Source organism: Paraburkholderia sp. USG1 (assembly GCF_031570135.1).
GTDB lineage: Bacteria > Pseudomonadota > Gammaproteobacteria > Burkholderiales > Burkholderiaceae > Paraburkholderia > Paraburkholderia dioscoreae.
Map to the genome: position 1 here is coordinate 46,504 of NZ_JAMWXW010000006.1, position 12,532 is coordinate 59,035.

The 12,532-nt window shown below is 63.0% G+C and carries 13 protein-coding genes; 9 read left to right on the forward strand and 4 right to left on the reverse strand.

What is annotated here, in order from left to right; translation table 11 throughout:
• Positions 1-366 precede the first annotated feature (366 nt).
• The 4 genes from ribBA to NE850_RS09830 all read left to right on the forward strand — a co-directional run bounded on the left by ribBA (position 367) and on the right by NE850_RS09830 (position 3,829).
• On the forward strand, positions 367-1,503 hold the full coding sequence (gene ribBA, locus NE850_RS09815) for a bifunctional 3,4-dihydroxy-2-butanone-4-phosphate synthase/GTP cyclohydrolase II (RefSeq protein WP_007180752.1): 1,137 nt from the start codon (positions 367-369) through the stop codon (positions 1,501-1,503).
• 49 nt (positions 1,504-1,552) lie between these two features.
• A complete protein-coding gene (gene ribH / locus NE850_RS09820) occupies positions 1,553-2,056 on the forward strand; it encodes a 6,7-dimethyl-8-ribityllumazine synthase (protein WP_007180751.1) in 504 nt (167 codons plus the stop codon).
• A complete protein-coding gene (nusB, locus tag NE850_RS09825; RefSeq protein ID WP_007180750.1) occupies positions 2,053-2,487 on the forward strand; it encodes a transcription antitermination factor NusB in 435 nt (144 codons plus the stop codon). The genes ribH and nusB overlap by 4 nt, the downstream gene beginning before the upstream one ends.
• Positions 2,488-2,632: 145 nt before the next feature.
• On the forward strand, positions 2,633-3,829 hold the full coding sequence (locus NE850_RS09830) for a pyridoxal phosphate-dependent aminotransferase (protein WP_007180749.1): 1,197 nt from the start codon (positions 2,633-2,635) through the stop codon (positions 3,827-3,829).
• Positions 3,830-3,934: 105 nt separating this feature from the next.
• On the opposite strand, the gene NE850_RS09835 is transcribed toward NE850_RS09830, so the two are convergent.
• On the reverse strand, positions 3,935-5,131 hold the full coding sequence (locus NE850_RS09835) for a lytic transglycosylase domain-containing protein (RefSeq protein WP_007180748.1): 1,197 nt from the start codon (positions 5,129-5,131) through the stop codon (positions 3,935-3,937).
• A 605-nt stretch (positions 5,132-5,736) separates the two neighbouring features.
• On the opposite strand from NE850_RS09835, the gene ubiD reads away from it, so the two are divergent.
• A complete protein-coding gene (gene ubiD, locus NE850_RS09840) occupies positions 5,737-7,305 on the forward strand; it encodes a 4-hydroxy-3-polyprenylbenzoate decarboxylase (protein ID WP_165186894.1) in 1,569 nt (522 codons plus the stop codon).
• 53 nt (positions 7,306-7,358) lie between these two features.
• The gene (locus NE850_RS09845; RefSeq protein ID WP_007180746.1) at positions 7,359-8,036 is read left to right on the forward strand and encodes a LysE family translocator; all 678 of its coding nucleotides are present in this window, start codon (positions 7,359-7,361) and stop codon (positions 8,034-8,036) included.
• 105 nt (positions 8,037-8,141) lie between these two features.
• Here NE850_RS09845 and NE850_RS09850 read toward each other — a convergent pair whose 3' ends face one another.
• From NE850_RS09850 to NE850_RS09860, 3 genes are all read right to left on the reverse strand, one after another.
• Entirely contained in the window at positions 8,142-9,107 is a 966-nt protein-coding gene (locus NE850_RS09850; protein WP_007180745.1) for a threo-3-hydroxy-L-aspartate ammonia-lyase, read from the reverse strand.
• A 154-nt stretch (positions 9,108-9,261) separates the two neighbouring features.
• Positions 9,262-9,561: a hypothetical protein gene (locus tag NE850_RS09855; protein ID WP_007180744.1), complete on the reverse strand. Its 300-nt coding sequence runs from the start codon at positions 9,559-9,561 to the stop codon at positions 9,262-9,264.
• Positions 9,562-9,932: 371 nt separating this feature from the next.
• Positions 9,933-10,094 (reverse strand): hypothetical protein, encoded by a 162-nt coding sequence (locus NE850_RS09860; RefSeq protein ID WP_007180743.1) that lies wholly within the window; start codon positions 10,092-10,094, stop codon positions 9,933-9,935.
• 253 nt (positions 10,095-10,347) lie between these two features.
• On the opposite strand from NE850_RS09860, the gene NE850_RS09865 reads away from it, so the two are divergent.
• The 3 genes from NE850_RS09865 to NE850_RS09875 all read left to right on the forward strand — a co-directional run bounded on the left by NE850_RS09865 (position 10,348) and on the right by NE850_RS09875 (position 12,478).
• A complete protein-coding gene (locus tag NE850_RS09865) occupies positions 10,348-11,286 on the forward strand; it encodes a Rossmann-like and DUF2520 domain-containing protein (protein WP_007180742.1) in 939 nt (312 codons plus the stop codon).
• Positions 11,287-11,363: 77 nt separating this feature from the next.
• Positions 11,364-11,684, forward strand: coding sequence for an EthD family reductase (locus NE850_RS09870; protein ID WP_007180741.1), 321 nt, complete (start codon positions 11,364-11,366; stop codon positions 11,682-11,684).
• 230 nt (positions 11,685-11,914) lie between these two features.
• On the forward strand, positions 11,915-12,478 hold the full coding sequence (locus tag NE850_RS09875; RefSeq protein ID WP_007180740.1) for a YggT family protein: 564 nt from the start codon (positions 11,915-11,917) through the stop codon (positions 12,476-12,478).
• Positions 12,479-12,532 lie beyond the last annotated feature (54 nt).

Genomic DNA, 12,532 nt, shown 5'->3' on the forward strand with positions numbered 1-12,532 from the left:
TCACCGTCTGCTGACGTCTCTCCATACAGCAGCCGTTAAATGACATTATTTCTGACGGTATACTGGCCGCGGCTTCGCGCCTCAGCCTTATACAGCAAGCGTTTCCGGTCGGACTCGACATAGTTGCGCGGTGAGTGGAGCGGATGCTGAACGCACCGAAATAACAGACCGCAACCCGGCCACGCATGCGCTGGCGGCGGCGCTCCGCCGCTTTCAGCCGGTTCATGCGTCCATCGTTTTCAACGAGCATAGCAACGGCCGACGGCTCATCGCCAGTCGGCCAAACGGCCTATGCCGTTCGGCGGAGGCGACTTGGCGACGCGCGTGGCGTAAAATACGCGCTTTCTTCGAAACTCTCGCCAACTCATGACGCTCGCCTCCACTCTAGAGATCATCGCCGAACTGAAAGCCGGCCGGATGGTGATCCTCGTCGACGAAGAAGACCGCGAAAACGAGGGCGACCTCGTGATCGCCGCCGAATTCGTCACGCCGGAAGCGATCAACTTCATGGCCCGCTACGGCCGTGGCCTGATCTGCCTGACGCTTACGCAGGAACGCTGCAAGCTGCTGAACCTGCCGCTCATGACCTACCGCAACGGCACCCAGTACGGCACGGCGTTCACCGTCAGTATCGAAGCGGCCGAAGGCGTCACCACCGGCATCTCGGCGGCCGACCGCGCCCGCACGATCGCCACCGCGGTCGCGCCGGACGCCAAAGCCGAGCACATCGTGCAGCCGGGCCACGTGTTCCCGATCATGGCCCAGCCCGGCGGCGTGCTGGTGCGCGCCGGCCACACCGAGGCGGGCTGCGATTTCACCGCGCTGGCAGGCCTCACGCCGGCCGCGGTGATCTGCGAAGTCATCAACGACGACGGCACGATGGCGCGCCTGCCGGACCTGATGGAATTCGCGAAGGAACACGGCCTGAAAATCGGCACGATCGCGGATCTGATCCACTATCGCAGCCGCACGGAATCGATCGTCGAGCGCATTTGCGAGCGCACCATGCAGACGGCGCACGGCGCGTTTCGCGCAGTCATGTATCTCGACCAGCCGAGCGGCCAGCCACACATCGCACTGGTGCGCGGCGCGCCGTGTACGGATCAGGACACGCTGGTGCGCGTGCATGAACCGCTATCGGTGCTGGATCTGCTCGAAGTGGGCGAATCCACCCACTCGTGGACGCTGGACGCGGCCATGAAAGAGATCGCCAGACGCGACTGCGGTGTGATCGTGCTGCTGAACTGCGGCGACTCGAAAGACCATCTCATCGACGTTTTCAAAGCGTTCGACTCGAAGGAAAGAGCCGAGGCGCTCAAACGCCGCCCGGTCGACTTCAAGACGTACGGCATCGGTGCGCAGATTCTGCGCGAGCTCGGTGTCGGCAAGATGCAGGTGCTGTCGAACCCGCGCAAGCTGGGCAGCATGTCGGGCTACGGTCTCGAAGTCACGGGCTTCGTGCCGATGCCAGGCAGCACCGCACAGGCTCCGCAACAAGGCTGATCCGACCATTCTCGCGCCTGGCGCTTACTCAAAACACTACGGAATTCACATGGAAATCGGACAATATCAACCGAACCTCGACGGCGACGGACTGCGTATCGGCATCGTCCAGGCGCGCTTTAACGAACCCGTTTGCAATGGTCTCGCGGACTCCTGCATCGAAGAACTCGAACGCCTCGGCGTAACCGGGGAAGACGTGCTGCTCGTCACGGTGCCGGGCGCGCTGGAAATCCCGTTGGCGTTGCAAAAGCTCGCCGAAAGCGCGCAATTCGACGCACTGATCGCGCTCGGCGCGGTGATTCGCGGCGAAACGTACCACTTCGAACTGGTCTCGAACGAAAGCGGCGCGGGCATTACGCGTATCGGCCTCGACTTCGGCATTCCGGTCGCGAACGCGGTGCTGACTACCGAAAACGACGAGCAAGCCGTTGCACGCATGACCGAGAAGGGTCGCGACGCAGCGCGCGTGGCTGTCGAAATGGCGAATCTCGCGGTCGCGCTCGAACAACTCGGCGGCGACGACGAAGAAGAAGACGAAGAGGAAGAGGCATGAAGAGCGCTCGCCGACGCTCCCGCGAACTGGCCACGCAGGGGCTTTACCAGTGGCTGCTGTCGGGCTCGCCCGGCGGTGAAATCGACGCGCAGCTGCGCGGTGCGCAAGGCTTCGACAAGGCTGACCACGAACATCTGAACGCCCTCCTGCACGGCGTGATCCGCGATTCGGAAGCACTGTCCGCGGACATCGTTCCTTGTCTCGACCGCCCGATCGAGCAGCTCTCGCCCGTCGAACGCGCCGTGCTGCTGGTCGCCGCGTTCGAACTGAAGAATCACGTCGATATCCCTTATCGCGTGGTCATCAACGAAGCGGTTGAACTCGCCAAGACGTTCGGCGGCGCGGACGGCTACAAGTACGTGAACGGCGTGCTGGACAAGCTGTCGGCCCAACTGCGCGTGGACGAAACGCAGGCGGCTCGCAAGCGTTGAGCGCGAGGCGCATGACTACGGTGCGATTCCGTCGCGCGCTTTGCTGGATGCAACGCAACGAAACTGCTTGCAAGGACGGCGTGCTGCGCATGAGCGTACGCGCAATAAGCCGTCCCGCTTTTGCTTCTGAACTGGATTTGATCGTATGAACTCCGTGACGGAACCCCTGGTGCGGCTTGCTGCACGCGTGGATGCCATCCAGCCTTTCTATGTAATGGAGCTGGCCAAGGAAGCCGCGCTTCTCGAACGCGACGGGCGCGACATCATTCACATGGGAATCGGCGAGCCTGATTTCACGGCGCCCGAGCCGGTTATCGAGGCAGCCGCGAACGCGCTGCGCCGCGGCGTCACGCAATATACCAACGCGCTTGGCCTGCACGCGCTGCGCGAAGCGATCTCGGCGCATTACGCCGACTTCTACGGTGTCAGCGTCGATCCGGCGCGGATCGTCGTCACCGCCGGCGCATCGGCGGCATTGCTGCTGGCTTGCGCGGCGCTGGTGGATCGCGACGACGAAGTGCTGATGCCCGACCCGTGCTATCCATGCAACCGTCATTTCGTGATCGCCGCCGAAGGCAAACCGGTAATGGTGCCGAGCGGCCCAGCGGAACGTTTCCAGTTGACCGCCGCCGACGTCGAGCGGCTCTGGAACGAGCGCACCCGTGGCGTGCTGCTCGCGTCGCCGTCGAATCCGACCGGCACGTCGGTCGAGCCGGATGAGCTGGAGCGCATCGTCAAGGCCGTACGGGCACGTGGCGGCTTCACCATCGTCGACGAAATCTACCAGGGCCTGAGCTACGACGCGAAGCCCGTCTCGGCGCTCTCATTCGGCGACGACGTCGTCACCGTCAACAGCTTCTCGAAGTACTTCAACATGACGGGCTGGCGTCTGGGCTGGCTGGTGGTCCCGCCCGGCATGGTCAGCGCGTTCGAAAAGCTCGCGCAAAACCTGTTCATCTGCGCCTCCGCGCTGGCCCAGCACGCGGCGCTCGCCTGCTTCGAACCGGACACGATCGCAATCTACGAAGCGCGGCGTCTGGAATTCAAGCGTCGCCGTGACTTCATCGCGCCGGCACTGCAATCGCTCGGCTTCTCGGTGCCGGTCATGCCGGACGGCGCTTTCTACGTATACGCGGATTGCCGCACGGTCGCGCATCCTGCCGCCGGCGACAGCGCGGCGCTCACCCAAGCCATGCTGCACGATGCGGGCGTGGTGCTGGTTCCGGGCATGGATTTCGGTACGCACGCGCCGAAGGACTATATCCGGCTGTCGTACGCCACGGCCTATCCAAAGCTGGAAGAAGCGGTCGACCGGTTAGCGAAGCTCTTCGGGAAAGGCTGAGCGAAGCAACGGCGCTCTCAACCACCACACAAAAAAAAGGACACTCATCCGAGTGTCCTTTTTTGTTGCTGCTCCTGCCGAGCCGCCAGCTTTACGCCACGAACCTCAAGCGCCCAACTCCGAAGCCGATGCCACGTGCTTCGTGACGTTCGAACTCGCGTCGTCCTGCTCGGAAACCGGCGTCTTCACCGAAGTCGACGCGCTCAACGGGTGGCTACCCTCGAGCGTCACCTGCACACGTTTGCCGTTGCTGGCAGGCGCGGCAGCCGCGCTGCTATTGGTCGACGCGGTCAGAACCGGTGCCTGCGGCGCGTTGACCGGAACCTTGCGGCCACGCGCCACGTCGCGCAGACGGCCACGCTCGGCCATCACCTTGGCGCCGTAACCGCCATCGTCCTGCGATGACGAACCGACGTACAGGCGCAAGCCGCCCGGCAGCGAGCCGCCGCGTGCGATGCAATCCTTCAGCACCAGTGCGCCCACCTTGATGTTCGCAACCGGTTCGAGCGCCGCGCTCTGGCCGCCGAAATACTGGAACTTGTCGGAGTGCACCTTGGACATGACCTGCATCAGGCCTTGCGCGCCGACGCCGCTTTCAGCGTACGGGTTGAAACCGGATTCGATCGCCATCACCGACAGCAGCAGCAGCGGATCGAGACCGACTTCGCGGCCGGTGTCGAATGCGGCCTTCACGAGCTCGCTGACGGGCTCCTGAGCGACGCGATAGCGCCGTGCCAGATAGGACGCAACCAGATCCTGCTCGCGGGTCGAAACCAGCACGCGGTCGTCGCGCGCGTCGGCGGATACACGCTGCGACGGAATCAGCCGCGCCAGCGCGGTCACGCTTTGCATGGTGCGGGGATCGAGGCCATTGAGCGCCGCGACGCCCATGCCGGTCGAACCGGTGGCGTCGAATGCGCCGTCAAAGCCGGTGTTGCTCGCGGTAACGCCAGCGTTGCCGTTGCTACCGTTGCTCGTGCCGCTGGCGGCGTCGGAGCCGTTAGAGCTGGCGGACAGCGAGTCGTCGGAAGACGCGCCGCCCGGCGGTCCGAAAGCCGGCAGCGGGTTGCCCTGCAGCAAACGGGCGGGACCGGCTTGCACGGCAGCCGAGATGACCGGCATCAGTTTGGCGGCTAGCGTGCCGCGCAGGGCCGGCATCAGCCACAGTGCGACGGTCAGCACAACGGCGATACCGCCGACGATGCTGAACAGATGATGACTCATTCGCGTCCCGCGACGCAGCACACCACGCACAACCTGCGCAATACGCTCATCGGGACGCCACGATAACCAGGCGTTCATTCAGATCTCCCATGTTGCATGATCCGCGAACTCCGCCGGATGAAGAGGCGGTAACGCACGTTCGCAGAGTCAAGACATCGCGTGCTCTGTCTGGTTAGGGCAGCAGCGACGTCGGGAAAACGGCAAATACCGTTTGTGGGGAGCCGTCCTGATAGAGGTCCGCGGCATGTCAAAAGCATGCGGACGGTGGCTCCCACGCGAAAAACCAGCGTCAGTTGGCGCTGGCGAGAACTTCAATAAGGCCGTCGGATACCGTGCAGGGGTTCGGTAAACGGTGACGCGTTGCGTCTGATGGGACCGGGGGCAGTGGTAAAAAGGTTCACGCCCTGCAACCAATGTGGACGGATTCTATGCAGGGTTTTATAGATCGTCAACACTATAGATAGGCAAATGTATAACTAATTGTAATAACGAACGGTGTTCAGTCGGTCAAGAACCGCGCGGCATGCGCCTTTTGAGCGATCTCGATTCCTCCGTCTCGCCTAGCCCGTTTGGCCAATCCACGTGCGACTGCCAACACAGGTAAAATCGACAATTGTTCTGGCGCCGCGAAGCCCTGTCGCGCCTCTCCTTCCCGCCGCTTGCGCGGCACTGAACCGCACCAGATGAAATACAAAGACCTGCGCGATTTCGTCGGCCGTCTAGAGACGATCGGTGAACTGCGCCGTATCTCGCAAAACGTTTCACCTGTCCTGGAAATGACCGAGTTATGCGATCGCGTGCTGCGCGCCGGCGGTCCCGCTCTGCTGTTTGAGAGCAAGGCGCAGCATGCGTTCCCCGTGCTCGGCAACCTGTTCGGCACACCCCGGCGGGTCGCGCTGGGTATGGGGGTCGACGCGCAAGCAGGTGAAGGCGACGGCGCCGCGCTCGAGTCGCTGCGTGACGTGGGCCGCCTGCTCTCCGCATTGAAGGAGCCCGAGCCGCCGAAAGGGCTCAAGGACGCCGGCAAACTGTTCTCGCTCGCAAAGGCGGTTTGGGACATGGCGCCCAAAACCGTGAGCGCGCCGCCCTGCCAGGAAATCGTCTGGGAAGGCAACGATGTCGACCTCGCCAGGCTGCCCATTCAGACCTGCTGGCCGGGCGACGCCGGCCCTCTGATTACATGGGGCCTGACCGTGACAAAAGGCCCCAACAAGTCCCGACAAAACTTAGGCATATATCGCCAGCAACTGATCGGGCGCAACAAACTGATCATGCGATGGCTCGCGCATCGCGGCGGCGCGCTCGATTTCCGCGAGTTCGCGCTGCAGAATCCGGGCAAGCCGTATCCAGTGGCCGTCGTGCTGGGCGCAGATCCGGCGACGATCCTCGGCGCGGTCACGCCGGTGCCCGACACGCTCTCCGAATACCAGTTCGCCGGCCTGCTGCGCGGCGGCCGCACGGAGCTCGCGAAGTGCCTCACGCCGGGCGTCGACGGCTTGCAGGTGCCCGCTCGCGCCGAGATCGTGCTGGAAGGCTTCATCTATCCGCAGGAGGGCGCGCCCTCGCCCGCTCCCGCAGGCGCGCCGCCGCGTCCGCTCAAGGGCGCTTCGGCGGCGTACGAACATGCGCTGGAAGGCCCGTACGGCGACCACACCGGCTATTACAACGAGCAGGAGTGGTTCCCCGTTTTCACCGTCGAGCGCATCACCATGCGGCGCGACGCGATCTATCACTCCACCTACACCGGCAAACCACCCGATGAGCCCGCTGTACTTGGCGTCGCGCTCAACGAAGTGTTCGTGCCGCTGCTGCAGAAGCAGTTCGCCGAGATCACGGACTTCTATCTGCCGCCCGAAGGCTGCAGCTACCGCATGGCCATCGTGCAGATGAAGAAGAGCTACCCCGGTCATGCCAAACGCGTGATGTTCGGCGTGTGGAGTTTCTTGCGGCAATTCATGTACACGAAGTTCATTGTCGTGGTCGACGAGGACGTGAACATCCGCGACTGGAAGGAGGTGATCTGGGCGATCACCACGCGCATCGATCCGGCGCGCGACACGGTGCTGGTGGACCGCACGCCGATCGACTACCTGGATTTCGCCTCGCCCGTGGCCGGACTCGGATCGAAGATGGGTCTCGACGCGACCAACAAATGGCCAGGCGAAACCGACCGCGAATGGGGCCGCCCAATCGTCATGGACGCCGCGGTCAAACAGCGCATCGATTCCTTGTGGAACGAGTTGGGCCTCTAAGGCAGGCCGTACAACAAGCGTGAAATAACAGAACGAACGGAGCAGTTGCGCGGATGCATGCCTTTTCAATGATGTCGGATGGATTTTTTCTGTCGTTGTCGCTGTGTCTGGATATCGGTCTCGTGAACGTCGCCATGATTTCCCTGACGCTTTCGCATGGCTTCAAACCGGGCTTCTGGCTCGGTCTCGGCTCGTGTATCGGCGATCTGATCTATGCGGCGCTCGCGCTCGCTGGCATGGCTGCGTTACTGCAGTTCGAATCGGTGCGCTGGGTAGTGTGGATTGGTGGCGCGGCAATCCTGCTTTTCCTGACCTGGAAGATGGCGCGCGAAGCAATGTATCCGGCCACGGCGCCCGCGGTGGCCTGCGAGGCGGACGCAAATGCGCCGCATCTGTCAGCGTGGCGCGGGTTTTTGCGCGGCGTCTTACTGGCCATATCGTCGCCTTCGGCGATTCTTTGGTTCGCTGCGGTGGGCGGCGCGCTGATCGCGAAAGCCGGCGCCACGAGCGTGACGACCGCGCCGGTGTTTCTCGGTGGATTCTTTCTCGGCGGTCTGTGCTGGACGATCTTTATCTGCGGACTCGGCAGTCACGGACGCAAACGCGCCGGCACCGGTTTGCTGCGCGCCTGTCACGTGCTGTCCGCGCTGCTGTTTGCTTACTTCTCGTATAGCGTGATCGTCAACGGCTATCGCGACCTGATCGTGCAAACCGCGCACGCGGCAAGCTGATATAACAACGGCTCGCGTCGTGCGAGCCGTGTTCGATCAAGCGTCACATTCACATATCAGGTCATCAGGTCCCGCGAGCGCGACAACACCCGCCCACGCGACGTATCAGGCGAGATACTGCGCGAGCTTTTCCAGATCGACGTTGCCGCCGCTGACCACCACACCGACACGCTTGCCCTTCACCGGCACGATACCGTTGAGCACCGCCGCCGCGCCGAGACACCCCGTCGGCTCGACCACGATCTTCATGCGCTGTGCGAAAAAGCGCATCGTGTCGATCAACTGCTCGTCGCTGACCGTTTCGATCCGCGCGACCAGCTTGCGGATGATCGCAAACGTGTAGTCGCCGAGATGCGTGGAGGCTGCGCCGTCGGCGATCGTGCGCGGCGTGTCGATATGTACGATCTCGCCGCGCGCCAGCGACTGCTGGCCGTCGTTGCCCGCCTCCGGCTCGATGCCGATCACCGTGCACGCCGGGTTCAGTGCCGCGGCGGACAGCGCGCTGCCGCTGATCAGTCCACCGCCGCCGAGGCACACGAACAGCATGTCGAGCGGGCCGGTTTCCTCGATCAGTTCTTTCACCGCCGTGCCTTGCCCGGCGATCACATGCGGATGATCGTATGGTGGAATCAGCGTCATGCCACGCTCCCCCGCGAGACGCCGGCCGATCTCTTCGCGGTTCTCGGTGTAGCGGTCGTAGGTGATCACTTCTCCGCCGTAGCCTTTGGTTGCCGCGACTTTGGCGGCCGGTGCGTCGTGCGGCATGATGATCGTCGCGCGAATGCCGGCAAGGCGCGCCGACAATGCAATTGCCTGCGCATGGTTACCCGACGAATACGTCAGCACACCGGCTTTGCGTTGCTCCGCGTCGAAATGCGAGATCGCGTTATAGGCGCCGCGAAACTTGAAGGCGCCCATGCGCTGAAAATTCTCGCACTTGAAGAACACCGACGCGCCCGTTCGTTCGTTAAACGTGCTGGAGGTCAGAACAGGGGTGCGGTGGGCGACGCCTTCAAGACGCGCTGAGGCGTCGAGTACGTCGTCGAAAGTGGGAGCGGGAAGCGCTTGCATCGGCGAAACTCTCCAGAGCGGTGGCGAAACAGCCATTCTCCCAGCTTCGATGAAGGTTTGGAACGTTGGACGCGCAGCAAAAACACAAACGGCGTAACCCGGCGATCAAGCCGGCGTTACGCCGTCAACACAGCCTTATGCCTGCTGTCCGCGATCAGCGGCGATAGTAGCCGTGGCCGTAGTAACCGCGGTAGTAGCCGTGATGATAATAAGGACGGCCATAGCCGCCGTAATATCCGCCTACCACCACTGCAGGCGGCGGAGCGTAGACGACCGGCGGGGCATAGACCGGCGGAGGCGGCGCGTAGTACACCGGAGGCGGCGCGGCATAAACCGGGTAAGCCGGCGCCATCGGAACCCCGATGCCGATACCCACAGAAACGTGCGCCTCAGCGGCACCGGCGAGTCCCAGGCCGAGTGCTGCGGCAACGACAAACGGAACGATCTTTTTCACTTTATTCTCCTAGCGCGGCCCACCCAGGTCGCCGACTTCGCATGCGCTGCATGCCATGAAATCAATGTATCGAAAAAGACCGCGCGTATCTGTTCGCATTTGTTGCAAATTGCAATTGACCACAAAAGCCCGTAATACACGCTGAGGCAATGCGCCGCAGACGGGTTTCGCAAAGCACTGAAAACTCAAGGATTGTGCCTGCATGAGCGGATCCCAGCGGGGCGCGATACGCCTATGCGGCCGTAAGACATTCGCTTCCAGTAATCTTTGATTACAAATTAGCTTCAATCCTGACGTCGTCAATGGACGCCCCAAAATGAAAAATGCCCGGCCAATGGACCGGGCATTTCTTACCTGCAAAGGACGCCGTTTCAGCCGACCTTCACATATGCAAATTCGCGGGACACGCTCGGCGGCACATAGGCGCCGCTGATCCGCACGCGCGGCGTCAGGCGCTTTTTCTGGTCCCACCAGCGACGGCGCTGTGCATGCGTCAGGAACCGCAAGTGCTTTCGGTAAGAAAAAATATTCATCTTGAACCTCCCGAATCTGACTGCGAGACGAAATACCCGGAACAGCAACTGCCAAACCGGCTAACAAAGCCAATGCGGCCATTGTGAGCAGTTTTCAAGCCCACGGGGCGCATGGCGCCACATGACCGGCCAAACGCGCCATATCGTGCGCGCACTGATCAGACCAAAGTCGCCGCCAAGCCGCGCCGCAAGCGCAACGGATGCGCGATACTTCTGCTTTCCCGGTCAAATATTCCGTCTGGAGCAGGCAACCATGTCCCAGTCCTCTCTGCCGCGCCTCGGTTTCATCGGCGCGGGCCGGCTCGCGCGTTGTCTGGCGCTGTGCTTTTCACGAGCCGGTTACCCGGTCACGGCGGTAGCGAGCCGCTCGGCGGCCTCGGCCAGCCGGCTTGCCAGTCAAATTGGGCATTGCGCGGCATTCGACAACCCTCAACAGGTGGTCGACGCCGCCGATATCGTCTTTTTAGCGGTTCCTGACGACAGCATCGGTACGTCAGCACACACACTCCGGTTCATTCCGGACCGTGCGGCTGGCCCGTACGGCAAGGCACTCGTGCATTGCAGCGGCGCCTCGCCGGTCGAATTGCTCGCCCCGGCGCGTGACCAGGGTGCCGCGATCGGCGGTTTTCATCCACTGTACCTGTTTAGCGGCGACCTCGCCGATCTCGAGCGCATCGCCGGTTGCTCGGTGACGATCGAAGCCGATGGCGCGCTCAAGGACGAACTGACGGCACTGGCCGTCGCGCTGCGCTGCCATCCGCTGTCGATTCCGCCGGGCGGCCGCATGCTTTATCACGCTGCCGCGCACTACGCCGCCAGCTTCGCGCTGTGCAGCCTCGCGGAATGCGTCGCGCTGTGGCGTACGCTCGGCTTTGCCGAAGACGACGCGCTGCGCGCCCTGCTGCCGATGCTCTCCGGCACCATCGAAACCGCTCGCGACAAAGGCCTGCCGAACGCGCTCGCGGGCCCCGTTTCGCGAGGCGACACGGGCGTGGTGCGCAAGCAGCTGGCGTTGCTGGAAGGGCTCGGGGGCGACCATGCCGCGCTCTACGGATTGCTGACGCGCCGCGCAGTAGAACTGGCTGAACGGCGCGCCACGCCGCCCGCCGCGATCGAAGCCATCTCTCAGGCCGTGGAAGAATCGCTCAGCCGGTCGCTGAATCAGGCCGCAGCAGGTGCAAGCGTCAAGTAAGCCGTGATAATGTGACGTCCGGCGCCGCACGCAATCCGCCAGCGCCGCGCATCGGGACCAACAGACGAGAACGCACAATGATCAAGGTCAGCATCCTTTATCCGTATCGGGAAAACGGCCACTTCGACGTGGACTATTACTGCGTCACGCATATGCCGCTCGCGGCAAAGCTGTTCGGGCCGTCCCTGAAAGGCTGGTCGGTCGACGTCGGCATCAACGCCGGACCACCCGGAACGCCGCCGCCGTATGTCGCCGCGGGTCACTTCCTGTTCGACAGCACGGACGACTTCTACAAGGTCTTCAAGTCGGTCTCCGAGCAACTGATGGCCGACATTCCGAACTACACCGACGCCGGCAACGGCACGACCCTGATCAGCGAGATCAAGATTTCCGTGTGATGCCCAGCGGACGCGGCACGAATGCGGGCCTGTAATACCGATAGCCGTCGTCGAACGTGACCTGCAAGCCGTGGCATCGCGGCACCGCACGGCCGCTCGAGACGACGCATAACGCGCTCTGCCGCAGTAAGGGCGCGGGCAATCCAAATGAAACCGCCGGCGCGCCGATCGAAAAGCGCCGGCACCCTGCGGCCGGTCGGCGGCCGTCATCCGAAGGATAAGGACACGAGATGTTTGGCGATATCGCCCGTTTTCTGCTCAATACCGTCTTCACGCTGTTCGGCGCTGCGCTGTTGCTGCGCGCCTGGTTGCAGGTCGTGCGCATGCCGCCCTACAACCCCGTCACGAACGCCGTGCTGCAGGCCACCAACTGGATCGTCCTGCCGTTGCGGCATATCCTGCCGAGCACGCGCAAGATCGACTGGGCGAGCCTTGTCGCCGCCCTGATCGCGGCCATCGTCTATGTGGTGCTGATGGTGGTCCTGACCGGCGCCGATCCGCTCACGCTGCTGCCGACGCTGCTGATCGTCGCGGTGCTCACGCTGATTAAATGGGCACTGAATCTGATCATCTGGATGACGATCCTGATGGCGCTGCTGTCGTGGCTCAATCCACGCTCGCCCGCCATGCCGATTCTGTACCAGTTGACGGCGCCGTTCCTGAATCCGCTGCGCCGCGTGGTGCCGCAACTCGGTGGCATCGACCTCTCGCCGATTCTGCTGTTCGTGATCGTGCAGGTACTGCTGATGGTGGTCACCCGCGCGGCCGTGCAACTGACTTACTTCGTGATCTGACGCCGCCCGCTGCCCGCCGCATTCAGCCGCCGCCCTCACAGGCGGCGGCTTCGC